This window comes from Sphingobacterium anhuiense (assembly GCF_042686355.1).
Lineage (GTDB): Bacteria > Bacteroidota > Bacteroidia > Sphingobacteriales > Sphingobacteriaceae > Sphingobacterium > Sphingobacterium anhuiense.
Window position 1 is genome coordinate 1 of sequence record NZ_JBHUPE010000012.1, and the last position, 26596, is coordinate 26596.

22 protein-coding genes are annotated in these 26596 nt (G+C 35.3%); 11 read left to right on the forward strand and 11 right to left on the reverse strand.

All coding sequences use genetic code 11. From position 1 onward, the window contains the following. Nucleotides 1-139 precede the first annotated feature (139 nt). Both ACFS6I_RS20890 and ACFS6I_RS20895 read left to right on the forward strand, forming a co-directional pair. Complete coding sequence (locus ACFS6I_RS20890) at nucleotides 140-1681, forward strand: sulfatase family protein (protein WP_380923503.1); 1542 nt, start codon at nucleotides 140-142, stop codon at nucleotides 1679-1681. Nucleotides 1682-1992: 311 nt separating this feature from the next. Then, nucleotides 1993-2196, forward strand: a complete 204-nt coding sequence (locus ACFS6I_RS20895; RefSeq protein WP_132771021.1) for a hypothetical protein — start codon at nucleotides 1993-1995, stop codon at nucleotides 2194-2196. A gap of 61 nt (nucleotides 2197-2257) precedes the next feature. Here the strand turns inward: ACFS6I_RS20895 and ACFS6I_RS20900 are convergent, their stop codons facing one another. Then, on the reverse strand, nucleotides 2258-3283 hold the full coding sequence (locus tag ACFS6I_RS20900) for a LacI family DNA-binding transcriptional regulator (protein ID WP_168127082.1): 1026 nt from the start codon (nucleotides 3281-3283) through the stop codon (nucleotides 2258-2260). A gap of 114 nt (nucleotides 3284-3397) precedes the next feature. Here ACFS6I_RS20900 and ACFS6I_RS20905 point away from each other — a divergent pair, with 114 nt between their 5' ends. After that, complete coding sequence (locus tag ACFS6I_RS20905; protein WP_208701717.1) at nucleotides 3398-4345, forward strand: TIGR01212 family radical SAM protein; 948 nt, start codon at nucleotides 3398-3400, stop codon at nucleotides 4343-4345. A 35-nt stretch (nucleotides 4346-4380) separates the two neighbouring features. Here ACFS6I_RS20905 and ACFS6I_RS20910 read toward each other — a convergent pair whose 3' ends face one another. After that, a complete protein-coding gene (locus tag ACFS6I_RS20910; RefSeq protein WP_132771018.1) occupies nucleotides 4381-4851 on the reverse strand; it encodes a pyrophosphohydrolase domain-containing protein in 471 nt (156 codons plus the stop codon). A gap of 104 nt (nucleotides 4852-4955) precedes the next feature. Beyond that, nucleotides 4956-6584, reverse strand: coding sequence for a pseudouridine synthase (locus tag ACFS6I_RS20915; protein WP_380923506.1), 1629 nt, complete (start codon nucleotides 6582-6584; stop codon nucleotides 4956-4958). Between the two features lie 306 nt (nucleotides 6585-6890). On the opposite strand from ACFS6I_RS20915, the gene ACFS6I_RS20920 reads away from it, so the two are divergent. Next, a complete protein-coding gene (locus ACFS6I_RS20920; protein ID WP_380923508.1) occupies nucleotides 6891-7643 on the forward strand; it encodes a lytic transglycosylase domain-containing protein in 753 nt (250 codons plus the stop codon). Nucleotides 7644-7696: 53 nt separating this feature from the next. Here the strand turns inward: ACFS6I_RS20920 and ACFS6I_RS20925 are convergent, their stop codons facing one another. Further along, nucleotides 7697-8353, reverse strand: a complete 657-nt coding sequence (locus ACFS6I_RS20925) for a LolA family protein (protein ID WP_380923510.1) — start codon at nucleotides 8351-8353, stop codon at nucleotides 7697-7699. Between the two features lie 3 nt (nucleotides 8354-8356). Next, nucleotides 8357-11044, reverse strand: a complete 2688-nt coding sequence (locus tag ACFS6I_RS20930) for an FtsK/SpoIIIE family DNA translocase (RefSeq protein ID WP_380923512.1) — start codon at nucleotides 11042-11044, stop codon at nucleotides 8357-8359. A 154-nt stretch (nucleotides 11045-11198) separates the two neighbouring features. Here ACFS6I_RS20930 and ACFS6I_RS20935 point away from each other — a divergent pair, with 154 nt between their 5' ends. Next, nucleotides 11199-11897, forward strand: a complete 699-nt coding sequence (locus ACFS6I_RS20935) for a DUF4397 domain-containing protein (RefSeq protein WP_380923514.1) — start codon at nucleotides 11199-11201, stop codon at nucleotides 11895-11897. A gap of 68 nt (nucleotides 11898-11965) precedes the next feature. Here the strand turns inward: ACFS6I_RS20935 and ACFS6I_RS20940 are convergent, their stop codons facing one another. Beyond that, nucleotides 11966-12943: an energy transducer TonB gene (locus tag ACFS6I_RS20940; RefSeq protein ID WP_380923516.1), complete on the reverse strand. Its 978-nt coding sequence runs from the start codon at nucleotides 12941-12943 to the stop codon at nucleotides 11966-11968. A 116-nt stretch (nucleotides 12944-13059) separates the two neighbouring features. Further along, a complete protein-coding gene (tyrS, locus tag ACFS6I_RS20945; protein ID WP_380923518.1) occupies nucleotides 13060-14343 on the reverse strand; it encodes a tyrosine--tRNA ligase in 1284 nt (427 codons plus the stop codon). 112 nt (nucleotides 14344-14455) lie between these two features. Between tyrS and ACFS6I_RS20950 the strand changes: the two genes are divergently transcribed. Both ACFS6I_RS20950 and ACFS6I_RS20955 read left to right on the forward strand, forming a co-directional pair. Then, complete coding sequence (locus ACFS6I_RS20950) at nucleotides 14456-15139, forward strand: ACP phosphodiesterase (protein WP_380923520.1); 684 nt, start codon at nucleotides 14456-14458, stop codon at nucleotides 15137-15139. Between the two features lie 80 nt (nucleotides 15140-15219). Beyond that, on the forward strand, nucleotides 15220-16914 hold the full coding sequence (locus tag ACFS6I_RS20955) for an amino acid permease (RefSeq protein WP_183917195.1): 1695 nt from the start codon (nucleotides 15220-15222) through the stop codon (nucleotides 16912-16914). 64 nt (nucleotides 16915-16978) lie between these two features. Here ACFS6I_RS20955 and rlmF read toward each other — a convergent pair whose 3' ends face one another. Together rlmF and ACFS6I_RS20965 are read right to left on the reverse strand one after the other, a co-directional pair. Beyond that, nucleotides 16979-17890 (reverse strand): 23S rRNA (adenine(1618)-N(6))-methyltransferase RlmF, encoded by a 912-nt coding sequence (gene rlmF / locus ACFS6I_RS20960; RefSeq protein WP_380923522.1) that lies wholly within the window; start codon nucleotides 17888-17890, stop codon nucleotides 16979-16981. Nucleotides 17891-18029: 139 nt separating this feature from the next. Beyond that, nucleotides 18030-19976: a KUP/HAK/KT family potassium transporter gene (locus tag ACFS6I_RS20965; RefSeq protein ID WP_380923524.1), complete on the reverse strand. Its 1947-nt coding sequence runs from the start codon at nucleotides 19974-19976 to the stop codon at nucleotides 18030-18032. 257 nt (nucleotides 19977-20233) lie between these two features. On the opposite strand from ACFS6I_RS20965, the gene ACFS6I_RS20970 reads away from it, so the two are divergent. Continuing rightward, nucleotides 20234-20707: a T9SS type A sorting domain-containing protein gene (locus ACFS6I_RS20970; protein WP_380923525.1), complete on the forward strand. Its 474-nt coding sequence runs from the start codon at nucleotides 20234-20236 to the stop codon at nucleotides 20705-20707. Between the two features lie 57 nt (nucleotides 20708-20764). Here ACFS6I_RS20970 and ispG read toward each other — a convergent pair whose 3' ends face one another. After that, the gene (gene ispG, locus ACFS6I_RS20975; RefSeq protein ID WP_380923527.1) at nucleotides 20765-22777 is read right to left on the reverse strand and encodes a (E)-4-hydroxy-3-methylbut-2-enyl-diphosphate synthase; all 2013 of its coding nucleotides are present in this window, start codon (nucleotides 22775-22777) and stop codon (nucleotides 20765-20767) included. A gap of 46 nt (nucleotides 22778-22823) precedes the next feature. Beyond that, complete coding sequence (locus tag ACFS6I_RS20980; RefSeq protein WP_132843025.1) at nucleotides 22824-23768, reverse strand: LiaI-LiaF-like domain-containing protein; 945 nt, start codon at nucleotides 23766-23768, stop codon at nucleotides 22824-22826. 289 nt (nucleotides 23769-24057) lie between these two features. Here ACFS6I_RS20980 and ACFS6I_RS20985 point away from each other — a divergent pair, with 289 nt between their 5' ends. Genes ACFS6I_RS20985 through ACFS6I_RS20995 form a run of 3 tightly spaced genes read left to right on the forward strand, consistent with a single transcriptional unit; the run spans nucleotide 24058 to nucleotide 26522 of the window. After that, the gene (locus ACFS6I_RS20985; RefSeq protein ID WP_021188651.1) at nucleotides 24058-24792 is read left to right on the forward strand and encodes an MlaE family ABC transporter permease; all 735 of its coding nucleotides are present in this window, start codon (nucleotides 24058-24060) and stop codon (nucleotides 24790-24792) included. 17 nt (nucleotides 24793-24809) lie between these two features. Further along, complete coding sequence (locus tag ACFS6I_RS20990; RefSeq protein ID WP_380923530.1) at nucleotides 24810-25562, forward strand: ABC transporter ATP-binding protein; 753 nt, start codon at nucleotides 24810-24812, stop codon at nucleotides 25560-25562. A gap of 54 nt (nucleotides 25563-25616) precedes the next feature. Then, nucleotides 25617-26522, forward strand: coding sequence for a class I SAM-dependent methyltransferase (locus ACFS6I_RS20995; protein WP_132771003.1), 906 nt, complete (start codon nucleotides 25617-25619; stop codon nucleotides 26520-26522). The last annotated feature ends 74 nt before the right edge of the window (nucleotides 26523-26596 follow it).

Consider the following 26596-nt stretch of genomic DNA (forward strand, 5'->3'; position numbering starts at 1 on the left):
ATGGTATTGCCGTAACAGGTGGGAGAGTAGGTCGGTGCCTTTTTTTATACAGAAGCCTTTGCTTATACAGCAGAGGCTTTTTTGTGTTTATACCTTTTTTATCAAGATTATCTTATCTTTAAGAATAATTTTGATCAATATGTCACAACCTACTTTTTATAAACTCTTCGCATTATTTATACCCATATGGTTTTCATTTGCTAGTTCAGCTCAGGATGTGAAACATAAGAAGCCGAATATTATTTTTATCTTGTCAGATGATCATACGAATAAAGCAATCGGTGTATATGGCAATAAATTAGCAAAAACTCCTAATATTGACCGTATCGCTAATGAAGGTGCTTTATTTAATAATTTTTTTGTAACCAATTCTATTTGTGGTCCCAGTCGAGCAGCGCTATTAACGGGTAAATATAGTCATGTAAATGGTTTTATTTCAAATGACAAAAAATTCAATATTAATCAGTTTATTTTCTCCAGATCTTTAGCTGAATCTGGATATCAAACTGCGTGGATAGGAAAATGGCATCTGGAAACATTACCTCAGGACGCATTCAGTTATTGGACTATTCTTCCTGATCAAGGTCATTATTTTAATCCAGATTTTATTACACAGGCGAATGATACGGTTAATCATAAAGGTTATGTCACAGATATTATTACAGATCTTTCAAAGGACTGGATAGAAAAAAGAGATAAGGATAAACCATTTTTTCTTGTAATCGGTGAGAAAGCCACACATCGCGAGTGGTTGCCTGCATTAGAAGATCTCGGAGCATATGATGATGTTACTTTTCCAGTTCCGTCAACTTTCTACGATACTTATGAGAATAGGAAAGCTGCAGCTCATCAGGATATGAGTATTTCAGGAACAATGAAACTGGGCTTTGATTTGAAAGTAAATGTTGATTATGAAACCGACTGGATTTATAGCCGATTGGATAGCGAACAACGTAATGCTTACCGTGCTTATTACGGTGATCGGATAAGTAAAGAATTCAATGATAGAAAACTAACCGGTAAGAAGCTCGCAGAGTGGAAATTTCAACGTTACATGCGCGATTACTTCTCTACAGCTAAGGCGCTGGATCGTAATATCGGAAAGATTTTGAATTTCTTGGATGACAATGGTTTGGCTGAAAATACGATTGTTATTTATGGTTCGGACCAAGGGTTTTATTTAGGCGAACATGGATGGTTTGATAAGCGCTTCATATATGAAGAATCTTTGAGAACTCCTTTTATGATCCGCTATCCTAGGGTTATCAAAGCGGGTACAGTCATTGAACAGCCTGTTTTGAATATTGATTGGGCTCCCACATTGTTAGCGATGGCAGATGCTCCTGCTTCAAAAGAAATTCAAGGAAAATCATTTTTTGATCTTTTAAAAAATGATGAAGTATCTTGGCGCGATCGAATTTATTATCATTATTATGAATATCCACAACCTCATCGTGTGATGCCACATTTTGGTATCAGAACTACAAAGTTTAAGTTGATTCGTTTTTATGGAGAACAAGATTTTTGGGAACTTTACGATCTTGAGAAAGATCCTCAAGAATTGAATAATATTTACAGTGAGTTTGAAAATAGCGAACTATTAATTGCATTAAAAAAGGATCTGGCAATATCAATTAAAGAATACAAGGATGATCTTGCCGCAGAGATAATGAGTAAATAAAACATCTACCTTTTTTTTGTACTTGTATTGACTTTTTAGGGATATGTATGGTACTTTTAGAATTCCTATATCGAATTTATTTTGCCAAGATTATAACTATGACAGCATATATGGCTTTTGCTGTTTGATTAGTTCATCCAATTATTTAGGTTAATCTGATCTCCTATTTAGTTGTAATTTATTATGTCAGATTTATTTATTGCATAAACTACTTTATAAACAGGCTGTTATGAGATGAAACAGATGTAATTTTTAACTATGGACTCTTTTGGTATAGTATTTGGCTATTTTCTGAAAAGAATAGGTTATTTATGAAGGCAAAATTTGCAATTTTTTTGGGAGGGTTAATGTTATTGCTGTCTGTTAGTTCTTGTGTAGGATATTATCATGATCATGGTCATAGACCTCAACGGGGGCATCATCACGGTCACCATAAAAAAGGACATAATAAACATTACAAGAAGGGGCATAACAAGCACCATAAAGGTAATGGAAGAAATAGAGGTGGACATTAACATAATAAGGGGATTATATATCCCCTTATTATGTTATGATATAATGATCATTTCTGACTGCTTAGATAGATTCTCTAATGGTAATCTCTGCATCTAGTTCTATCGTTTCGTAAACAATTTCTCTCTTTTTTAATCGAAATTCTAGGATATGAATCATTTTTTCAAAAGCTAATTTTCCTATTCTTGTAGCTGGTTGAGAAATGCAGGTCAATGGTGGATTAAAAGAAAAGGCATAATTCGTATTTGAAAATCCAATAAGGGCAATTTCCGATGGAATTTTAATTTTTTGTTGTGCTAATAAACCTATTGTACGATTTGTCAATAAGTCTGTAGCAGTAAAAATGGCATCAGGACTTTTATTGTCATTTTTTAATTCTTCTAATTTATTTAGGATTTGCTCTTCAACGATTTGAATTTGTGATAGATCGCATCTCAGTAATTTTTTGTCATCAAATGGGATGTTATTTTGTTTTAAGGCCTCCTGGAAACCTAGAAGTCTTTCATTTGTAACACCATTAGCGACTCCTGTAATGTGCAGTATATTGCTGTAGTTTCTATCAATAAGTTCTTGCGTTGCTTTTTGTGCCGCTTTTTTATTATCAATTCCTATTTTGAAGGTTTGTAAATTATTATTGATACGATCGAAGATAACAATAGGACAGTTGCTATTATGTAGTTGTTGTAAATAACTTAAGTTAGCACTATCTGATACAGGGGAAATTAATATACCATCAACGCCTTTAGAATATAGAATATCAATACATTTTTTTTCTACTGCAGGGCTTTCTCGACTTTGCATAATAATGATATTGTATTTCTGAAAAAGCGAGGACTCTTCTATTCCTTCCAATATTTGTGAAAAAAATGAATTACTGATAGTCGAAACAATAACTCCTATAATATTGGTTTTACCGGTTTTTAAACTTCTAGCTAATGCATTATATTGGTAATTATGTTTATGGGCATAAGCAATGATCTTCTCTTTTGTTTCTTTATTTATTTCGTAACTATCGGATAAGGCTTTGGAAATGGTGGGAGCTGATAAGTTTAGCGCTTTTGCGATATCTTTAAGAGTTAATCTTTTCATAATTTCCTAATATAACTTATAAAGATACTAAATTGTGTAAAGATTCGATCATTGTAAGGGACATAATGTGTTTCCAATAATTAAATCCTATGAAATCTTTCTATCTTTGTATTTATGAGTACATTATTAGATATAGGACAAAAGCCATATAATCATTATGGATCTTACTTGAAAAAGAAATATAATGGTCAACGCGTATATAAAGTCATTGTGGATGGGAATTTTACTTGTCCTAATCGTGATGGAAGTAAGGGGTATGGTGGTTGTTCATATTGTAATGTAGATTCATTTACTCCCGAATCTGCACGTAAATTGCCTACAATTCGTGAACAGGTGGAAGAAGGTATCAAAAGAGCGCGAGAAGGGTATCGTGCTGATAAATTCATTATCTATTTTCAACCCAATACGAATACTTATGCCCCTGCACATTTTTTGAAGGCGATGTATGATGAGGCTTTAGCTGTTTGTCCTGAAGATACTATTGGTCTTTCTGTTGGAACAAGACCAGATTGTATTGATTTTGAAAAGGTAGCTTTGTTAGAAAGTTATTGTGATCGTTATGATGTTGATCTGGAAATGGGGATGGAGTCAATTTATGATGAAACTTTGAATAGAATTAACCGTGGCTGTTCTCATGATGAATTGCAAAAAGCACTAAAATTAGTTGAAAATAGTCCATTGGAAATTTGTGTACATACTATTTTTGGTTTTCCTTGGGAATCGCATGAAATGATGTTAAGATATGCTGATGAAATAAATAAACACCCGCAGATTAAATTTGTGAAGTTACATCATCTGCATATTGTTGAAGGATCGATCATGGGCGTTCAGTACAAGCGTGAACCTTTTCATGTTTTCTCCATTGATGAATATTGTGACTTTCTAGCAGAATTTATTCCACTATTGCGACCGGATATTGTTATTCAACGATTATTTGGGTTGGCAGATCAAGATTTACTGATTGCTCCAAATTGGGGAATGAAGAAATCTGCTATTCAAACGTACATAGATAAGGCTTTGGAACGTAAAGAGGCCATACAAGGCTCGAAATATATAGGATAAAAAAAGGTTGCTATAAAATTATAGCAACCTTTTTTTTATTTTTCTATGATTGATTTTAAATCGGCCGGAGAGTAATTGATCGATTTTAATGTTTTGTTATCTTCTGTTCTGAATACTAAGAATAGACCATCTACTTCTTTATAGTAACTATCGACATCTTTTGAATTTTTGTAATGTGCTATTGTTGCTTCAGCCTCTTCAATGGATTGACAGGCTTTACTCATGTTTGAACGTTGCACTTCTTCGAATAGCTCATTAAATTTGTCTTTTAAACCAAATTCAAGTACAGCACCTGCTAACACATACTGTATATCACATAATGCATCTGCTACTTCTACAAGATCATTGTTTTGGATAGCTTCTTCCAACTCTTTTAATTCTTCAGCAATAAGAGATACACGTAATGCACTGCGTTTTTCACTTGGGATTGTTGGTTTTTCTAATATCGGATGCTGGAAAACTTTATGAAATTCGGCTACGGATGTTAATGTTTTTGGATCAGTCATGTTATATTTTATTTTTGCTAAATTATGCAATATAATCTAATTTAAAAATTGAGTCAAATAAAAAAAGCAGCTGTGAAGCTGCTTTCTATATAAAGGAGTAAATATTAAATTAAATGTTTCAATTGAACTAGCTCGCGCTCTTCAATGTATCTCCAACGACCTCTTGGTAAATCCTTTTTAGTCAAGTTAGCATATACAACACGGTCTAGTTTTACTACTTCATATCCTAACGATTCAAAAATACGTCTTACGATGCGATTTTTACCACTATGGATCTGAACACCAACTTCTCTTTTACTTCCGCCAGTTACGTAGCTTAAATCATCAGGTTTTACAAAACCATCTTCCAGTTCAAGACCGAAAACAATTTTATTAAAATCACCTTGTGTTAAGCTTTTATTCAATTCTACGTTGTATATTTTACTGATGTTATTACGAGGGTGCGAAAGTTTTTCAGCTAAATTACCATCGTTTGTCATTAATAATAAACCAGTTGTATTTCTATCTAAACGACCTACTGGATAGATACGTTCTTTAGTAGCTTTTGAAACTAATTCCATTACTGTGTGACGCTCCTGAGGATCTTCGGTAGTAGTAATGTAATCTTTAGGTTTATTTAATAGGACATAAACCATTTTTTCACGTTTCAAACGCTCACCATTATATTTAACGTCGTCTTTAGCTGGATCTACTTTAGCACCTAATTCAGTAACGGCTTCACCATTAACACTAACAACGCCAGCTGCGATTAATTCATCAGCTTTTCTTCTAGAACATACTCCAGAATTGGCGATATAACGATTTAAACGAATTAGGCCGTCATTTTGAGAAGATTTTGAACGTGGAGGTCTTTCTGTTGATCTTCTTTCGGTAGAACCCTCTTTACGATCTTCATCATTATTGAATTTTTTATAAGAAGATTTATATTGTCTATCTGATTTGTCTCTAGCTGGACGTTTAAAGTCAGTTTGATCACCATCAGATTTTTGAAAAGATTTGCCTTCTTTGTTAAAAGGTTTGTCAAAAGTTCTTTTTCTGTCGGAGCTATCACCTTCTTTTCTGAAAGGTCTCTCACCGCCAAAAGATCTACCTTCTTTGTTGAAAGGTTTGTCAAAAGTTCTTTTTCTGTCGGAACTTTCACCTTCTTTTCTGAACGGTCTATCACCACCAAAAGATCTGCCTTCTTTGTTGAAAGGTTTGTCAAAGCTTCTTTTTCTGTCGGAACTTTCGCCTTCTTTTCTGAAAGGTCTATCACCACCAAAAGATCTGCCTTCTTTGTTGAAAGGTTTGTCAAAGCTTCTTTTTCTGTCGGAGCTATCACCCTCTTTTCTAAAAGGTCTGTCACCACCAAAAGATCTACCTTCTTTGTTAAAAGGTTTGTCAAAGCTTCTTTTTCTGTCGGAGCTATCACCCTCTTTTCTGAAAGGTCTGTCACCGCCAAAAGATTTACCTTCTTTATTGAAGGGTTTGTCAAAGCTTCTTTTTCTATCGGAGTTTTCGCCATCAAATTTTTTGAAAGGTCTATCACCTCCAAAAGATTTTTTGTCGTTATTATATGGTCTGTCTGTGTTATCTTTATTGCCGAATGATGAACTTCTCGGTCTTTTGTTTTCTTTGAAATTAGAGGATCTATCATCCTTTGAACGATCACCCCTTGGTTTGAAGTTTTCTGAGGTACTTCTTGAGTTTTTGGACTTGTCATCACGACTGTTCCTTTTATTGCTGAATGGCATCTTATTACTATAAAATAATGTGAACGGCAAAGTTACCCATAATTTTCTTTTTTTCTGTAAATAAATTTAAAAATTTTTTTTGAGGATGAAAAGTTACAAAAAAATCAAGCTTGAAACAGCTTTAAACCTTGAAAAGGTTAAGTGTTTGTTTTTTAAGTAAATAGTCTTTATCTTTGTAGCCTTGAATTTGTACCAAGCTATTTTTTGATCGATTTTATCGTGGATAGGGTAGCATTAAGGGAGTGAATGTTTAGAAAAAAAGTATTATGTTGTAGTCTGATTTTGTCGGCGTTAGTGTTGTCAAAATTGTACTCAAACCCAAACACAATTGCTGCAGGTGATGATAAGATCATTACTGTGAAAGCGCCAAGTAATCTTTCTAATGGGGAAGATGAAAAGGAGAAAAATGAAGATAATGATAGTAATAATGATCATTATTTGAGTTCGTTGACATTTGCCAATGATACGTTGCCGATAAATCGGCCACATGTTGAAAGCAAGTTGTTGCGATATTTTAAAAACTTCTCTTTCAAAAAGAGAGGCTCTTACAGTCTACATAAAAAAGCAGAGGCCTATCTGCCGCAGATTGAGAAGATTTTAGCATCCTACGGTATTCCTGAAGACTTTAAGTACGTTCCATTGGTAGAAAGTGGATTGGATCGAGGAGTCGTTTCTTCTAAAGGGGCTGGTGGCTACTGGCAGTTTATGCCTGCAACTGCTAGACTTTATGGATTGAAAGTGAATGGAAATGTTGATGAGAGACGAGATTTGACGAAGTCTACTCATGCCGCTGCTAAGTACATTAAATCACTTTATAAGCAGTTTGGAAACTGGACTCTTGTAGCTGCTGCTTATAATGTAGGTGGAGGAAGTTTAAAGGGTTCTATTAGACGTCAGAAAGAGGATAGTTATTACAATTTGAAATTGAATAATGAAACTGGTTCTTATGTCTATAAATTGATTTCGATGAAAGAAATTATTGAGAATCCTGAAAAACATGGTTATACGCGATATGCGAACCGAACGGATCAGAAAGATCCAAATGAGAATATGTTATAAAAAAAAGGCTTGAATTATATAATTCAAGCCTTTTTTTCTAGTGTCTGTTCTACCTATCTTAGGTCTACAATTTCATAGCCGCTGTATTTGCTTTTGTTAAAGCTAAATAAACTGTTATCCAAATTCTTATTGGGAACCTGACTCTTAATCGTGTAACTGTATTGACCACCGTTTTTATCATAGATAGTCGCATCATATATCAGTTTTGTTGCTCTATTGATGCGGAGTTTTATCTTAGAATAGTTCTTTTTACTATCAGTTGGTGTTAAGTGAACGACATTTAAAAGTGTGTTTCCAGCTTTTTCATTTGCAACCAAGCTATATTTAAATCCGGTTTTATAAAAGCTAAAAATATTACTGGGATCTATTGCATCTGTGCTATTCTCTATTGCTGCAATCTGAACTTCTTTTTCTTCTTTCAAAATAGTATATAAGCTCTTTGCATCTGATATCATTTCCTGACTATTCATCGTAATATGATATCTATTGTTTTTCTTATCTAAATAGAGTGTCCCTGCGTCGGTGTAGGCCGATTTATTTGAACCCTGAATTGCTGAAAATGAAAAGTTCGCTTGTACCGTTTGATAACTATCATACTTTTTACTGACTTCTGTCAATATTTTTTTTGCAGCAGCATCTTGTTGTGCCAGTGCTGGAGTTGCGACTGCTAAGGTTATAAAACCTAGCATGATGCCCATTGTTTTTTTCATCTTTTAATCCTTCCTTAATGTTTCTAAAAACTGTTCTAAAGAATATTCATCGGGATAGAGTACTTCACGGGCCTTGCTTCCTTCAAAAGGACCAACGATTCCTGCGGACTCTAACTGATCAATTATTCTCCCAGCTCTATTGTACCCCAGCTTTAATTTACGCTGGATGAGTGAGGTTGACCCCTGTTGATGCATAACAATTAGGCGTGCTGCTTCTTCAAATAATTGATCTCTGTCTGAGAAATCAAAATCTGTAGAACCTGAACCATCGCCACTTTCATCAACATATTCAGGTAGCATAAATCCGGATGGATATCCACGTTGACCTCCGATAAAGTCAGAAATCATTTCGACTTCTGGAGTATCTACAAATGCACATTGAATACGAATCAAGTCACTACCTGTTGATAAAAGCATATCTCCACGACCAATTAATTGATCTGCACCTCCTGAATCTAAAATAGTACGTGAATCTACTTTAGATAATACGCGGAATGCCAAACGTGCCGGGAAATTGGCTTTAATCGTACCTGTAATGATATTGACCGAAGGACGTTGGGTGGCAATTACCAAGTGAATACCTACCGCACGTGCTAATTGTGCTAAACGTGCAATCGGTGTTTCAACTTCTTTACCAGCTGTCATCATCAGATCGGCAAACTCATCTACAATAAGAACTATAAAGGGTAAGAATCGATGACCCTCCTCAGGGTTTAATCTGCGATTGACAAATTTTGCATTATATTCTTTCAAATTACGTACTTGTCCATTTTTTAGCAAGTCATAACGTTGATCCATTTCAATACAAAGAGAGTTTAATGTGTTGATAACCTTCTTTGTATCTGTGATAATAGCATCTTCTTCTCCCGGTAATTTCGCGAGAAAGTGTCGCTCTATTTTTTTGAATAAAGAAAGCTCTACTTTTTTTGGATCGACCAATACAAACTTTAATTCTGCAGGATGTTTCTTGTACAGTAGCGATGTTAAGATCGCATTGATACCTACGGATTTACCTTGTCCTGTAGCACCGGCTACCAGTAAGTGGGGCATTTTCGCTAAATCGGCAATATAAACTTCATTCGAAATTGTCTTCCCTAAGGCGATTGGCAAGTCCATATCCGTCTTTTGGAATTTTTCTGTTGCAATAATTGATTTCATGGAAACCATTTCAGGATTGCTATTAGGAACCTCGATACCAATAGTTCCTTTTCCCGGCATCGGAGCAATAATACGGATACCTAAAGCCGCTAAACTCAGTGCAATATCGTCTTCTAGATTTTTGATTTTTGAAATACGTACTCCAGGTTTAGGAATGATTTCATATAATGTTACCGTAGGACCGATTGTAGCCTTGATATGTTCAATCTCAATATTGTAATTACGTAAGGTATCAACAATTCTATTTTTGTTGGCCTCCAGCTCTTGCTGGTTGATCGTGATTTTTCCAGTTCCATAATCTTTTAATAGATCTAAGGTTGGATGCTGATATCCTGATAAATCTAATTTGGGATCATACTGACCGAATTGTGCAACTAGATCATTAGCCGTAATCGTCTTTTCTTCTTTAGGTGATTCTACTTCTAATTCATGACTTTGTACCGGCTTTTCTTCTACAATAGGATCTATTAGAAGAGGTTCGTCTACCGTAAATGAAACGGTATTTTCATTCATTATATTCGTATCCTCATCCGTAGGAGTTGGTTCTTCGATTTCGAATGGGATGAGCACTTTGTTCTCTGGTTTTATTTCCGAAACAGGTAAAATGATTTCTTTATGAGGAGGAGTGAATTCTTCATTTAATTGAATATCAGCATTTCTACTCGATTGAAATTTGTCATTCAGACTAGGTGCAGGTGTATAGGTTTCCCTTCTATTGATTAATGGTTCAGATACTGATGGTTCTGCTGTACGGATGGAGTTTGTGTAGTTTGTTTCTTCTTCTTCCGGATCAAAATTTTCATCTTCCTCATCTTGTTTTTTACGCGAGTCGAAAATACTAAATTTTAGATCTAGGTTGTATACCAGTATCAATGTCGTCAAATAGGCAAAGATTAAGATTCCGGCAACACCAACTGTTCCAATTTGAGCTTCTAATAATTTATTAGTCCAGAAACCAAACTTACCTTCTAAGATGTGAGGCACTTTTGTAATGAAGCTATGCAAGAAACCTAATGTAACAGATATAAATACGATCGCGATAAAAGAGTATATAATGGTACGGTAAACTGGTAATATTGATTTTTTGTACAATAATTTATACCCGATTACAAAGAAAACCAGTACAAAGAGGAAGGACGCAATGCCAAACCAATTGTAAATAAATTGGTTTGCAAATAATGCACCATATTTTCCCAATCTATTTTGTACTACAGGTAGTTCTACATCGGGATTATCAATTTCTTCCGCTGTATTCATCACTACGCCCCAACCACCATTATTGGTTGCAATATAGCTTTGATCTTCAGACCACGTGAATAAATATGAAACAAAAGCTATCCCTAATAATATCGCACATAGTATCAGGAAAGCCCCTAAAATTTTAATTAATTTTTGTTGCAGTTCTGATAAGTCTCTAGCGGGAGCTTCTTCTTTATTTTCTACTTTCTTATTATTGGGAGCTTCTTTTTTTTGACTCCTTTTAAATGATGTATTAGCGCTAGATGGTCTAAATGTATTTCCTTTATTTGACATGAATTTTCACAGTTATCCTTCATACAAACTTAAGTATTTAGGAGGAAATTTAATTGGCTTACTAAACCTTTTATTTTTTCTTGTAGCATTTTGTTTCTAACATACGTTTTTTAATGAGACGATCGTTGAATTTTGTTGTAAATAAAAAATGAAAATGAAAAAAGCATTATTTTTTGGAATCAGTATAATGGTTTTTATGCTGACATTAAATTCATGTAATAAGCTGGATGATGATTACGCTTATGTGGAAATCTCGGCTGTGTCTGCTGTGAATGCTGTACCTGGATCTGAAGGATTAGATATTGGTCTCGACCAGAATAAATTGAATAATAACTGGGAGGGTGTTTTCTCCTTTAATCGCGTTTTGAGTTATAAAAATGCATATCCTGGTAGTAGACTCGTGCGGGTATTTGATCCGAAATCAACTCCTGGAGATACAGCCCTAGTGAGTAAAAAAGTAGATTTTACTCCAGGTAAATTTTACAGCCTCTATGTGATCGGTAAAGATAAAGTTGATGTATTAGCTACTGAAGATGATTTTGGAACTTTGAAAACAGGATATGCAAAATTTAGATTTATGAATTTGAGTCCTGAAGCATCTAAGTTGACGCTTACATTAAATGATGTTGATAGTTTAGCTGTTAAAGATAAAGCTTATAAAGAATTGTCCACTTTTAAGAATATTAAAATTGCTGATGTATATAAACTGAAAATAAATGGTGCTGGTATGACTGAATTGTTAGGAGATTTTAAACCTGAAGATAAGGAAGTTTATACCATTTATGCCGCAGGTTTGAAGTCAAGTAGCGATGCCAATAAAAAATATAGCTTCCAAATTGTTAAGCATAAATAAGTAGAAGATCTGGTTATAATTGTGGTTGATTATAATAACTAAGCCTGTTCTGAAAAGGACAGGCTTTTTTATCTTTGTACTGTATTTAATCGAATTGGAAGTACGTATTTAACATTGACAGGTATACCTCTTTGTCGTCCTGGTTCCCATTTTTTCATCTTTTTAGCGACTCTCAGTCCTGCTTCTCCGGTTCCATAACCGAGATCTCTTTTAAGTTTGAAATCGCGGGGTTCTCCACTTTTATCGATAACGAATTCGATCTCTACGATACCACTTACACCAGCATGTAATGCTTGCATAGGGTAATCATAATTTCGCCCAATATACTGCATCAATGTGTTAATACCTCCTGGATAGGTGGGTTCTCTCCAGCCCGTAATTGAATCGTAAGGTGTTGTATTTCCTATTGAATCTGTTGTGATGCCTGAAATCAGTTTACCTTCTGTGAAAGTTTCTGTAAATGTATATCGCTTTCCATTAAAGTGCCCCTTCCAATCACCTTGTTTTTTGTGATTGACATAGTTACCTTCTTCGTAGCTATAGGAGTTATCTGATACAGCGAAACCATTGCCATCTTTTAGCAGGATCTTACCTGTTGAATCTGCGTAGGCTAAATAAAGCGGTTCTTCAATTTTATATTTACCTTTTTTGTCGATGGTAAAGGGATAATATAGAATGGATTTTATTTTACCGTTTTGATGATAGTAGAATGCCGTATCAATTTGATGTGAATCATGGGAAAACATCTCTTCCGATTTGAGATTTCCATTTTCAAACAGTTCATATTTCTTACCTTTAAATTTTGTTCCAAAAAAGTCGCTTACTTTGCCCTGTAGCTTTAAACCATTATTAGAAAGATAAAACTCTTCTGCTATCGTATCTTTTACATTTTCATCTGGGAAGGTAACAATTTTAACGTAATATGCTTTATCAAGCTCCTTTGTTATGCTTCCGTATTTCGTATATAGCGTTTGAAAGTTTACTTGTGCATAACTAAACGTAAACGTTATAAGATACAGCAGGCTTATTAATGCGATTTTTCTCATCTAACTTAATGTCTGTTTGAATATGTAATTTTTTTAAAGTGTAAAGATAGTAAAAGTTCATAAAATAAAAATGACCGATCAAGTCGGTCATTTTTATTTTATGTAATTAAAAAAGTTTATTCAGCTATAATTAAATAGTAGTTTTTCTTTCCTCTTTGTGCAATGATATATTTATTATTAATCAAGTGAGATGCATTGATTACTTGTTCAATATCTGTCGCTTTTTCGCGGTTGATTGACACACCACCACCTTGTAGCATTTTACGCGCTTCACCTTTAGAAGGGAATACCTGTGTGTTGACTGCTAGTAGATCTAATATGTTAATACCACTGCTCAAAGTTTCTGGTGAAACATTGAATTGCGGAATACCTTCGAATACATCTAAAATAGCTTCATGATCTAATCCATTTAAGAATTCAAGCGTACCGTTGCCGAATAAGAAATCAGAAGTCTTGATTGCTGTTTCATATGCTTCTTCCGAGTGTGTACGAATAGTAATGTCTTTTGCTAAGGCTTTTTGTACTGCTCTTGTATGTGGAGCTGCATCGTGCTCAGCAATGATCGTATCAAGTTCTTCTTTAGATTTTAAAGTAAAGATCTTAATCCAATTTTTAGCATCATCGTCCGAAGTATTTAACCAGAACTGGTAATATTTGTATGGTGATGTTTTTTTAGGATCTAACCATACTGCTCCAGATTCAGTTTTACCAAATTTTTGACCATCAGCTTTTTTAATTAACTGTGTTGTGATAGCAAAAGCAGTCCCTTGATCTTGGCGACGGATAAATTCTGTACCCGTTACGATATTTCCCCACTGATCGGAACCTCCCATTTGAACTTTACAGTTGTGATGTTTCCATAGATAATAGAAGTCATATCCTTGAATCAATTGGTACGAGAATTCTGTAAACGAAAGGCCGTTTTCACCTTCCAAACGTTTTTTTACAGAATCTTTAGACATCATATAGTTAACAGTAATTAATTTACCAACATCACGAATAAAATCTAAAAATTTGAAATCTTTAAACCAGTCGTAATTGTTAACCATTTTGGCATCATTTTCACCTTCTCCAAATGCAAGGAATTTACCTAACTGAGTTTTCAAACAATTCACATTGTGATTTAATGTGTGTTCGTCCAATAAGTTACGTTCTGCAGATTTGAATGAAGGGTCTCCAATCATTCCTGTTGCACCACCAACCAAAGCAACAGGCTTGTGTCCTGCGTTTTGGAAGTGTATCAACGTCATGATTTGTGTCAAGTGACCTACGTGTAAAGAGTCTCCTGTTGGATCAAAACCAATATAACCAGATACCTTTTCTTTATTTAGTAAGTCCTCAGTTCCGGGCATAATGTCTTGAAGCATGCCTCTCCAGCGTAATTCTTCTACAAAGCTCATTGTGTAAAATGGGTTAAAAATTTTTAATATAAGCCACAAATATAAGAGATTAAGCTGTATATTGAGTGAATATTTCTCGTTAAATGACTACGGTAGGTATAAAAATGCTGTTATGAATTTTTTATCACACTTTTATTTTGAACGTTTTGCAACGACTCCTGAAAGGGTTGTTGGTAGCTTATTACCTGATCTATTGAAAAATGCGGATAAGGCTTTTATCCTCAAACCCAATAATTTTGAAGATCAGATAGGAGCCAAGCCGTTACAATCTGAATTACTTAAGGGGTGGAATGGGCATATTGAAGTTGACCGTCTTTTCCACAATTCGGATTACTTTTTCCACCATACACATGAGATCAAAGAATCTGTCAAGAATGAATTGATCGGACTTCCGATTAGGCCTTCTTTTTTTGCGCATATCGCACTGGAACTGTTATTAGACCATCTTTTAATTGAACATAAAGCTGTTTCTATTGCTAAGTTTTATACCGCTCTTGAGCGGGTAGACCGTAACTCTTTAAGATCTTTTCTAGTTACTAGTGAACTAAAGGATGTCGCAAAGTTTGATGCTTTTTTTGATAGATTTATTGCCTCTCAGTACATATATGAATATACGGATCTGGTACAGGTTACCCGTGCGTTATTTCAGATTTGTAAACGTTTATGGTCTTTTGATGTTCATGAAGATCAAGTTTTGTCGTTAAGCAGTAAATTAAGCCTTTATGTAAAAGAAAATATGAAGGATTTTCATGACATCTATCAATATATTCATTATGAAATGATAGATTTTGAATAGTATTTGTGATGCATTACTATTATCCGTATTATTTTTTTTTATTTTCGTAGCAAATTACTTAACATATTAACATAAACTACATGTTTAAAAGACTTTTTCGTAAGAAAAGTGTTGATCAGATTATCTACGACTCGCAACATGGTGAGGGTTCAGGACTTGCAAAGGTACTCGGTGTAAGAGATTTGGTTTCACTAGGTATTGCGGCTATTGTCGGTGCGGGAATTTTCAGCACAATCGGCCTAGCAAGCTATGAAGGGGGACCTGCGGTTTCACTTCTATTTATTTTTACAGCTTTTGCCTGTGTTTTTACGGCTTTGTCTTATGCTCAGTTTGCCAGTACAGTTCCAGTTTCGGGAAGTGCTTATACTTATGCATATGTTGCCTTTGGGGAATTATTTGCTTGGATTATCGGGTGGGCTTTAGTTTTGGAATATGCCGTTTCTAATACCGTAATTGCAATTTCCTGGTCTCAGTATTTTGCTTCGATGCTGGAAGGGTTTGGGATACATATACCTGCCTGGTTATCGATGGCTCCTGGCTATGCATTGGACGCATCACAAAAGCTTGCTGAGCACGGTGCAAATGCGTTGACGGCAGCAGATAAGCATGGATTAGAAGCTTATTTAAGCGCTCCGCGAATCGGAGGAGTACCAATCATCTTTGATCTCCCTGCAGGTATTATTACTGTACTAGTTACTGCTTTAGTCTATATTGGGATTAAAGAATCACAACGTGCTAGTGCGATCATGGTTATGATCAAAGTCGGGATTATTTTGGCTGTAATTTTTGGGGGTATCTTTTATGTGAAACCGGAAAACTGGACACCTTTTGCTCCAAACGGAATGCACGGTGTTATGGGAAGTGTTGCGGCTGTGTTTTTTGCTTTTATTGGTTTTGATTCGATTTCAACGACTGCAGAGGAATGTAAGAACCCGCAACGTGATTTACCTAAAGCTATGATCTGGTGTTTGGTAATCTGTACGGTCTTATATGTCGCTATAACCCTCGTATTAACGGGTATGGTTAATTACACGGAGCTGAATGTAAAAGACCCTTTAGCTTTTGTGTTTAAGTATGTTGGGTTTGATTATATGGCTGGTGTTATATCGGTTACTTCCGTAATTGCGATTACAAGTGCATTATTGGTGTATCAATTGGCGCAACCGAGAATCTGGATGACGATGAGCCGGGATGGGCTGATGTCTAAACGCTTTGCACGTATACATCCTAAATATAGAACCCCTTCTTATGCAACTATAGTAACAGGTATCGTTGTGGGAGTTCCATCATTGTTTTTTAAAATGGATTTTTTTGTCGATTTAACAAGTGTAGGTACTTTCTTTGCCTTTATCATGGTATGTGCGGGTGTTCTTTATATGGATTATTCTGGATTATCTGAAAAATCAAAATTTAGAGTTCCTTATGTAAATGGTAAATATTTAGTTGGTCTAGGCTTACTGGGGGCGATTGTTTTGATGTGGATTTATGGACAGGCAATCTTATTAGAATGGAAGAACCTGACTTTTATGGAGATAATCGAACATAAGGTGTTGATCATCATTTTTTGGTTAACCTGGTTAGGACTTAGCATTTATAGTTTTAAAATGAATTTCTCTTTATTGCCGGTAACTGGTATTTTGATTAATCTTTATTTAATGACAGAACTGGGAGCGAGTAACTGGATTATCTTTATTATTTGGCTTATTGGTGGATTAGTTATTTATTTCCTTTATGGATATAAGCACTCGAAATTAAATAAAGAAAGTATTTCTTAACGTGCATCATGCTACTAGATATAAAAAAAGCTCTAAACACTGTTTAGAGCTTTTTTTATATCTGCTAGAATCTCCAGAGAAGAATTCTGCCGACTTTATTTCCCTGTTCCATTCGGATAACTTCCATTTCTGCTACATTCAGCTTTTTTAGCTTGTGTTGTAAACCTCTGATATCTTCCCGGTGAGCTACCAATGTCGAAAACCATTTTACTTGATCTTTATAAAACTGGCTTTCAAAAATCATTCGTCCGATAAAAGCCTTTTCGCCACCATCGCACCACAGTTCGCTTCCTTGACCTGCAAAACTTTGAACGATATTTTCTTGCTCAGCGGGCTTTAAACTTTTTATTTTGCGGTCTGCCTGTGCCAATGCTTCTAATTGAGAGGAAAAGAATGGGGGGTTACAGATCACCATATCATATTTTTCATCTTCGAGAATGATATCCTTGAAGATAGCTTTGGGGTTATTCTGTAATCTAATCTGCACATTGTTTTTAAGTTCTGGATTTAAGCGAACGATTTCAATGGCATTTTTGTATGCTTTCTTTACAATTTCTGAACCTACAAATGACCAACCGTATTCGTGATGACCGACAATTGGGTAGATACAATTTGCGCCAACTCCGATATCAAGGATTTTAACTTGTTTTCCTTTTGGAATTTCATTGTTGTTGCCTTTCGCTAATATGTCAGCAACGTAATGAATGTAGTCTGCCCGCCCTGGAATAGGAGGGCAAAGGTTCTCTTTCGGAATATCCCAATATTGAATGTTATAGTATTGCTGAAGCAATGCTTTATTTAAATGTCTTACTGCTTCTGGATTTGTAAAATCTATTGTTTTTGTTCGGTAATCGTTAACAAAAATGAATGGTTTGAGTTCAGGAACGACTTTGATTAATTTCGCAAAATCGTATGCATCAAGATGTTTATTTCTAGGGTGAAGTTTTTTTGTGGGAGTTGTTGCTGTTCCTGCCATAATGTTGTATTTGATGCAAAAATAAGCTTTTATTTTAAGAGATCGCTGAAATAAAAAATAGCTGGTGGTAAATGCTCAATAAAAAAGCCTCCAAGCTGTGTTTAACTTCTTGGAGGCTTATGGTATAAACACGATACTATCAGTTGTTTTTCCGCTTTAAATCTATGGTTGTTGTTTGCGGTAAACTTAGCGGTACGCGTTCTATAGTTACAAAACTAGCATCTAAACCAAATCCCTTTTCTTCGGATAGACTTAATTTTTTAAGATAACCATATATCTCCATGATAATACGTTCGGACCAACTTAATTGATTTCCTTTTGAGAGTACTTTTTCTAATACAACAAATTTAAAATCTCCTGGGATTTTGTGTTTCTTTAAAGTATCGTACTGGCTGGTAATATCAATTTCACCTTTTTGCACCATATCTTCCACTACTTTGCGGAATAGCAAACTGATACGTTGCTCTTCCCTAAAGCCTAGTTTGAAATCTATACGAATTAGTTTTCCAGGAATTAATTGATCGATTGTATACTCACGTGTGTGGGGATGGTCCATAACATCAACGTGAACCAACCAGTAAACGTCGGCACGTTTTGGTTTTTTATTTAATATCGAATAAATTATTTTGGATTCAATTTCTGATTTGAAGTTTGCACTTGTTAGATACACTAAATGTGAAGCGTATGGAGGCACAGACTTGTCTTCGCTCAATTCTGAAATGATCGGATAGTACTTATCAATATTGATGAAGTTAACAAATCTGTTTTTAATGCGTCTGGCACTCCACCAAGCGTACATAATGAGAAATAGAAGCGATGCTAATAATAACGTAAGCCATCCTCCATGCGCAATTTTCACACCATTTCCGACTAAAAACATCAATTCTAATATTAAATAGAAGCCTGTAAATAATGCAATGAAATATTTATTGACTTTTTTAGCTGCAAGAAAGAAAGTCATTAAAATTGTTGTCGTTAAGAATGTCAAGTTGATGGCCAAACCATAAGCGGCTTCCATATTACTTGATTCTCCAAAAATTTTAATGATCAGCATACATCCTGCCCACAAAATTAGATTGATGGAAGGAACATATAATTGTCCTTTATGATCGCTTGGATAGCGAATAGCAACCTTCGGCCATATATTTAAGCGAACAGCTTCCGAAATAAGCGTATATGACCCTGAGATCATGGCTTGACTGGCGATTACTGCAGCCATGGTTGCAATCGCAATACCGTAACCAAGAAACCAATGTGGCATGATAGCATAAAAAGGATTATTTTCTCCTAGTACTTTGCCTTCTTGTGTCAATAACCAAGCACCTTGACCAAAGTAGTTCAATACGAGTGTTAGTTTTACGAAAATCCAGCTGATGCGGATGTTTCCTTTACCACAATGTCCCATATCTGAATAGAGAGCTTCTGCTCCTGTTGTACATAGGAATACAGCACCAATGATGAAAAGGGCATTCGGATATGCTATGAGTAGTTTAATAGCATAATAAGGATTAAGCGCCTTTAATACTTCATATTCAAGATGAATATTACTAATTCCTAATACTCCGATGGTGGAAAACCAAACGAACATCAGTGGACCAAAGATTTTACCAACTACCGATGTTCCAAAGCGTTGGATAGCAAATAATAAGGTAATAATTGTTACCACAATTGGAATTGTTGGTAGACCCGGATACTTAATGTCTAAACCTTCAATCGCCGAAGAGATAGTGATGGCAGGTGTAATCATACCATCTGCAAGGAGAGTAGCTGCACCGATCATTGCTGGAAAAATCAACCAAGGTGCTCTTTTACGTACCAATGAAAAAAGAGAGAGAATTCCTCCTTCACCTTTGTTGTCTGCCTGAAGGGTAATCAGGACATACTTAACAGTTGTTTGTAAGGTAACTGTCCAGAAGACACATGATAATCCACCCAGAACAATGTCTTTGTCAATGACACCTTTGTTCATAATGGCTTTGAAAACGTAAAGTGGAGAGGTACCAATATCTCCAAATATGATCCCTAAACTAATTAGTAGACCAGCAAGACTTACTTTTTGTGCGGTACTTTGATGACTAGTCGTCATTTTTTTATTTGATTTAAGTAAAAAAACCTTCATTTTAACACGAATATGAAGGTTCGTTGCAATAGAAAAACTCGTGCCAAATTTTAGCAATTAGTTTGACAACGGCAAATCTTGTTAAAAATTGTTAAATGGCAAATTTTTATTCAATATAAGTTAATAATATCTAAACAAATAACCTACTTTTGTTGTTGATAAATTGATTGGGAAATATTATATTTGATTTAAACTATAACCGATCTAAGAAGTCCTATATACAAATGAAAATTATTATTAAAAAAATAGCTTATTTAGGCCTGCTCTGTGTGATTACGCTGACAGGAAGTTTAGGCTATGCATCTGTATTGCATACTTCGAATTCTACTGAAACGGCCAATAACGATGGACTATCTTATTTGGATAAGGCTGATCATCTGGATTATTCTATGGGATTAATCGCTAATTCTGATAATACCAAGGAAGTAGATAAGCTGATTAATAATGTTAAAGTTTTTTATAATCCAATTTCAGAACAAATAAGTTTATCATTTAAATTAGGGAAACAAAGTTCAGTTGCGATTAAAGTAATGGACGCCCTTGGAAATGAAGTCGTTCAATTAATGAATGGAAGTTTAGATGCTGGTAATCAAAATCTTTCTTTTGATCCTACTGGTAAGCTTAATTCAGGATTTTACTTTATCCGTGTAGTTTCTGGATCAGAAACAGTCGTAAAGAGATTTTCAGTTCGTAAATAGAAATTAGAACGATAAAAAATATAAAAGGCTTAGATGATATCATTTAAGCCTTTTTCGTTAATTAGGAATTTCACTTTCTTCTATCCACAAGCCATCCGATTTAATGATGTTGATGAGCTCGTCTAAAGCATGTGCTGAACTTACATTTTTCTTAACAACTTCTTGTCCGCGATAAAGTGTAATTTTATCAGGTCCGGCTCCCACATAGCCATAATCGGCATCAGCCATTTCACCTGGACCGTTAACTATACAGCCCATAATACCTATTTTTAATCCTTTTAGATGATTGGTTCTATTTCTAATCATCTGCGTGGTTTCTTGCAGATCGAATAATGTACGCCCACAGCTTGGGCATGATATATATTCTGTTTTAGAAATTCTAGATCTTGTTGCTTGTAGGATTCCAAATGATAAGGATACTATTTTGTCCAAGGGTGTTGCTTGCGAATCAATCCAAACTCCGGATCCAAAGCCATCAATTAAAAGTGCTCCTAAATCGGTCGCTGCATATAACTGAAGTTTCGAAATAGGTTCTTCCGGATTCATGAAATCACCTATTGGTCCAGAAAATGCCGTGGCTTCGTAGGTTCTTTTAATGATAACCGGGTTATCTAAGCCAATTTCTTGAAGATTTTTGAAGAATTGTCTTTGTTCTGCCATGCCATGAACTGCCGTTGTCTCTAAAAGAAACACAATAGTTTTATCAAGGGGTAGCGTTTCAAATAAACTTGTTACCAAATCTTCGTTTTTAATTTTTATTATATTTAAAGAAGCATCCTTCTCATTAGCTTGATTGAATTCTTCTAGCGTAAATAATGGGTGTATATTGACTTTATTCTGAATACTTTTCCACGTTTTGTAATTATACAATTGCTTTAAGTTTGCAGGCATGTTAAAAGACGGTAATTGATCGGCTAGATAAACAAAATCGACCGACTGCTCTCCCATATGATATTTATCTAAAAGCATGTCGTAACGATAGCCTGCTTGAGACAGGAAAGTGGCATCTTTTAGATTTTGTCTGGAGATGTCAACTACCACACGTGGTACTAGTGCCCCTCCAATAAAAGTATTGACTTCTTTTGAGATATAAGGAGTAGGGCTGTTATTGTCTGTTAATTGTAAGATTGGAGGAATCACAGACGTATTGAAATCGTGCTGCCTTTTTGAATATCGATTAACTAAAGCAATAGCAACTGGAGCTTCTTTTTCTGGCTCTTCAGTCAGCGAAACACGTACTGTATCGCCTAAACCATCTTCTAATAAAGTTCCTATTCCAACAGCTGATTTGACGCGTCCATCTTCTCCATCACCAGCTTCCGTTACACCTAGATGTAATGGATAGTTCATGTTCTCACTAATCATCTTCTCGACCAGCAGTCTATAGGCACGCACCATCACTTGCGGATTGCTTGATTTCATGGAGATACATAAATTGTAATAATTTAAGTCTTCACAAATTCTGATGAATTCCATGGCAGATTCGACCATCCCTTCTGGAGTATCACCATAGTGACTCATGATTCTGTCCGAAAGGGAACCATGATTGGTTCCTATGCGCATGGCAGTGCCATATTCTTTACAAATATTGACTAAGGGTTTGAATTTTTTATAAATACGGTCTAATTCAGCTTGATACTCACTGTCTGTATAGCTCAGTTGGTCGAACTTCTTCTTATCGGCATAGTTACCCGGATTTACACGTACTTTTTCAACAATTCTTGCTGCAACTTCTGCCGCATTGGGGGTAAAGTGAATGTCTGCTACTAGAGGAACATGATATCCTCGAGCGCGTAATTCTTGCTTAATATTAGCCAGATTATTAGCCTCTTTTATCGAAGGAGCTGTTATTCGTACATATTCGCAACCAGCATCGACCATTCTGATGGTTTGTTCCACAGAACCCATGGTATCCATGGTGTCGATTGTTGTCATACTTTGAATACGTATCGGATTGTCTCCACCCATGGGTACATCTCCAATTTGTACTTCTCTTGTCTTCCACCTTGAATAGGTGGTTTGCGAGTTGCAATAAATACCAGGTAATGTCAAAAGTTTACTTGTGTCCATATCTAATGCAAAGTTATGCATTCTACTGCACTTCTCTAGGGTCTTTTTAGTAGCGGCTAACTGTTACTGAGGTTATACCACCATCAATTGAAATTTTGAATTTATTTTTGGCATTTTCAAAATTAGGACTTGTCAGTATTCCTTTGTCTCCACCTTTTATAAAACTGTCATCAGCATCTACAGTTGACAGTGCCATTTCTGTAATTATCTGGCATGCGACTTCTCTTGGTAATGCTATTTTTATGGAAGAGGCACCGGCGTCAATATTAATATTAGAAATCATTTGTGGATTTCCGAGTTTAAGATCTAGATTACTCGCGCCAGCATCAACTGTAAGATTTTTAATTTTAAAATTTGATAAGTCACCTTGCATATCTGCAGCACCTACATCAAAGTTTAAATCCCAGATGATATTTTTGTTTAGCTTGATAATGGTGGAATTTCCTTTTGAATCTATTCCTTTTTTTGTTTTTCCACTTAAATTAAGTGTTGCAGCTCCGTCGTTTTTAACATCAGTATTTAAGGACAGAAAATACTTGTCAGATGTATTGGCTGCTTCAAAGAGATTTGCTACGGTTGTATCTTTTAATACCAGCTTGGTCGCTCCTAAGTCAATATTGGCAGTCGCATGGCTGGTATTTATATTTTTTTTGGCAGAGACAGCGTTTGAGGTTCCGATGAAATCTTCTTCATTTTCGGAATCAATATCCAGATCTCTGTTTTCCATGATTCGGGATAAGAAACTTTGGTTAGGTGTTGTGATGCCTATAAAGGTGAATATTGCTAAAATGACGCATGTGGTTCCGATAGATATCATATATCCAATGTCTTTCTTTGGAACAAGAATATTTACGCCCACCAAAATGATTAATAATGGCCAATAGCGAAAAACTTCGAACCAATTAAACTCAATAATATCCATTTTACTTAAGAGTAAGATTACTCCGATGAATAAAAATATAATGCCTGTTGTGATTCTTTTTGCGTCCATAATAAAATTATTTGTTCGTTTGTTTTTAAAACTACAATACAAATGTAATCTAAAATAAATTTTTGATTTTATGAATTAGGTTATTCATGTACTAATCTCGGTAAAATATATGATTTCATCGGTAATTGAGTGATTGTATTTCTTGGGGACGATCTATTTTTGCTTGTTTTGAGGTTATGGTATTCTTATGAATCTTGTATCGCTATCGTAATGTTATGGCAAACCAATTTGTAATATATGGTGTTATAATAGTATATTAGACGTTAAAGAAGAAAAATACTATTTATATATGATATTTCACCATATTGGTTCTTATTTGTTATTGCTGCGGTCGGTTTTTAAGAAACCAGAAAAAGGAAAGATTTATTGGAAGGAAACGATGCATGCCATGAACGAAATTGGTATAGGGTCTTTAGGTCTCATTCTTATAATTTCTACGTTTATCGGGGCAGTTATGACGATGCAAATTGCCTTTCAGCTGGTTTCTGATTTGATTCCAAATTCAATAATTGGTTCCATTAATCGAGATTCCAATATTTTGGAACTGGGACCTACGATTTCTGCTTTGGTGCTTATGGGAAGTGTTGGGTCTTCTATTTCATCACAAATCGGCTCCATGCGTGTGACTGAGCAAATCGATGCCTTGGAGATTATGGGTATTAATGCACCAGGTTACCTTATATTACCTAAAATATTGGCTGGAATTACCATGGTTCCTGTTTTGGTTATCTTAGCAATTTTTTGTGCTATTTTGGGAGGACTTATGGGAGGAGCTCTTTCTGGAGCAGTAACACCATCAGATTATATTATGGGAATTCAAGAAGGCTTTAATGGGTTTACCGTTACTGTTGCAATTGTGAAAGCATTTGTTTTTGGGTTTATCATCACTTCCATATCTGCATATAAAGGCTTTACGGTTCGAGGTGGGGCTTTAGAAGTCGGTCAAGCGAGTACTAAAGCTGTTGTTATTGGCTGTATTACCATATTGGCAGCTGATTATTTAATAACGGCTCTCATGCTTTAATTTCTTTTAAAATAATTATGATAAAAATAGAGCAGATTTATAAATCCTTCGGAAGTAACGAGGTATTGAAAGGTATTGATGCCACTTTTGCACCAGGTAAAGTAAGTTTAATTATTGGAGGATCAGGCTCTGGAAAAAGTACCTTGCTAAAATGTATGGTGGGGCTACATGAGCCGGACAAAGGTCGTGTTCTCTTTGATGGTAAGGATTTTTCAAAACTTAGTTTTGAAGACCGTATCCCAATTCGAAAGGAAATAGGCATGTTATTTCAGAATTCGGCATTATTCGATTCCATGACAGTCGAGCAAAATATTATTTTTTCGTTGGATATGTTTACGGAGATGTCTAAATCTGAAAAATTGGACCGCGCTAATTTTTGTTTGGAACGGGTTAATTTGAAAGGAAGGAATAAACTTTATCCTTCAGAGTTATCCGGTGGGATGAAAAAACGAGTTGGAATTGCTCGTGCAATAGCCATGAGTCCAAAGTATCTTTTTTGTGATGAACCAAATTCGGGTTTGGATCCAGAAACTTCCATTTTGATTGATGAGTTAATCCTAGAGCTAACAGAAGAGTATAATGCGACAACAATTGTGGTTACGCATGATATGAACTCGGTAATGGGTATTGGAGAATATATTCTATACCTCTACAAAGGGCAAAAGTTTTGGGAAGGTTCAAATCAAGATATGATGCGGTCTGATGTAAAAGAATTAAATAATTTTGTATTTGCTAGCCCACTCATGAAGCGAGCAAAAGAAACCATGTAATCTATTCATCATTGCGTATTTGTTTTTAGATTTACGTATCTTTGCGCCAAATTATTGATTTTGACTACTACAGATATACAATTATTAACACCACAGCATTGGAAAGATTACGAGTTAATCGATTGTGGTGATTTCGAGAAATTAGAACGCTTTGGCAATTTAGTTTTGATCCGCCCAGAACCGCAGGCTGTATGGCCAAAAACGCTATCTGCAGCGGAATGGAATAAACGCCATGATATTAAATTTAAAGGCCGCTCTGCTACTTCGGGAGAATGGTTGAAAAAAAATCCTAAAGCGCAGGATCGTTGGCATATTCAATATAAGAATGATGATGTTGCGATTAAATTCCGTCTGGGATTAACTTCATTTAAGCATGTTGGTATTTTTCCGGAGCAAGCGGTTAACTGGGATTACATTTCACAGTCAGTGCGTGCTTTTGAAACGGAAAATCCTAAGGTCTTAAATTTATTTGCTTATACAGGTGGTGCATCATTGATTGCGCGTGCTGCTGGAGCAGATACAACTCACGTGGACTCTATTAAACAGGTCGTTAGCTGGGCTAATGAAAACCAAGAGTTGTCGGAAATTGATAATATTCGTTGGGTAGTAGAGGATGCATTGAAGTTTGTAAAGCGTGAGGTAAAAAGAGGAAATAAATATAATGGTATTATTTTAGATCCTCCGGCTTATGGTCATGGTCCTAAAGGGGAGAAGTGGAAACTGGAAGATCATATCATGGAAATGATGCATGATGTGGTGCAATTATTAGATCCTAAAGAGCATTTCTTGATTTTAAACACTTATTCGTTAGGTTTCTCTTCTGTTATTGTGGAGAACTTAATTCGTACTGCGTTTCCAAAAGTAGAAAATCTAGAAGTCGGAGAGTTATATTTGCAAGCTACTGCGGGACCAAAATTACCCTTGGGTGTTTTTGGTAAGTTCAGAAAAGTTGCTAAATAGATACTATAAAAAAATATAAATTAATAAAAGGATAGCCAATCGGCTATCCTTTTATTATTAATAAGTTTCTCTTA

Excerpts from the sequence above, each read along its gene's own strand:
- ACFS6I_RS20980 (WP_132843025.1), bottom strand. The coding sequence starts at position 23,768 with ATGGACGCAAAAAGAATCACAACAGGCATTATATTTTTATTCATCGGA.
- ACFS6I_RS20915 (WP_380923506.1), bottom strand. The coding sequence starts at position 6,584 with ATGCCATTCAGCAATAAAAGGAACAGTCGTGATGACAAGTCCAAAAAC.
- ACFS6I_RS20950 (WP_380923520.1), top strand. The coding sequence starts at position 14,456 with ATGAATTTTTTATCACACTTTTATTTTGAACGTTTTGCAACGACTCCT.
- ACFS6I_RS20890 (WP_380923503.1), top strand. The coding sequence starts at position 140 with ATGTCACAACCTACTTTTTATAAACTCTTCGCATTATTTATACCCATA.
- ACFS6I_RS20910 (WP_132771018.1), bottom strand. The coding sequence starts at position 4,851 with ATGACTGATCCAAAAACATTAACATCCGTAGCCGAATTTCATAAAGTT.
- tyrS (WP_380923518.1), bottom strand. The coding sequence starts at position 14,343 with ATGAGCTTTGTAGAAGAATTACGCTGGAGAGGCATGCTTCAAGACATT.
- ACFS6I_RS20935 (WP_380923514.1), top strand. The coding sequence starts at position 11,199 with ATGAAAAAAGCATTATTTTTTGGAATCAGTATAATGGTTTTTATGCTG.
- ACFS6I_RS20955 (WP_183917195.1), top strand. The coding sequence starts at position 15,220 with ATGTTTAAAAGACTTTTTCGTAAGAAAAGTGTTGATCAGATTATCTAC.
- ACFS6I_RS20895 (WP_132771021.1), top strand. The coding sequence starts at position 1,993 with ATGAAGGCAAAATTTGCAATTTTTTTGGGAGGGTTAATGTTATTGCTG.
- ACFS6I_RS20990 (WP_380923530.1), top strand. The coding sequence starts at position 24,810 with ATGATAAAAATAGAGCAGATTTATAAATCCTTCGGAAGTAACGAGGTA.
- ACFS6I_RS20905 (WP_208701717.1), top strand. The coding sequence starts at position 3,398 with ATGAGTACATTATTAGATATAGGACAAAAGCCATATAATCATTATGGA.
- ACFS6I_RS20970 (WP_380923525.1), top strand. The coding sequence starts at position 20,234 with ATGAAAATTATTATTAAAAAAATAGCTTATTTAGGCCTGCTCTGTGTG.
- rlmF (WP_380923522.1), bottom strand. The coding sequence starts at position 17,890 with ATGGCAGGAACAGCAACAACTCCCACAAAAAAACTTCACCCTAGAAAT.
- ACFS6I_RS20940 (WP_380923516.1), bottom strand. The coding sequence starts at position 12,943 with ATGAGAAAAATCGCATTAATAAGCCTGCTGTATCTTATAACGTTTACG.
- ACFS6I_RS20965 (WP_380923524.1), bottom strand. The coding sequence starts at position 19,976 with ATGACGACTAGTCATCAAAGTACCGCACAAAAAGTAAGTCTTGCTGGT.
- ACFS6I_RS20900 (WP_168127082.1), bottom strand. The coding sequence starts at position 3,283 with ATGAAAAGATTAACTCTTAAAGATATCGCAAAAGCGCTAAACTTATCA.
- ACFS6I_RS20985 (WP_021188651.1), top strand. The coding sequence starts at position 24,058 with ATGATATTTCACCATATTGGTTCTTATTTGTTATTGCTGCGGTCGGTT.
- ACFS6I_RS20930 (WP_380923512.1), bottom strand. The coding sequence starts at position 11,044 with ATGTCAAATAAAGGAAATACATTTAGACCATCTAGCGCTAATACATCA.
- ACFS6I_RS20925 (WP_380923510.1), bottom strand. The coding sequence starts at position 8,353 with ATGAAAAAAACAATGGGCATCATGCTAGGTTTTATAACCTTAGCAGTC.
- ispG (WP_380923527.1), bottom strand. The coding sequence starts at position 22,777 with ATGGACACAAGTAAACTTTTGACATTACCTGGTATTTATTGCAACTCG.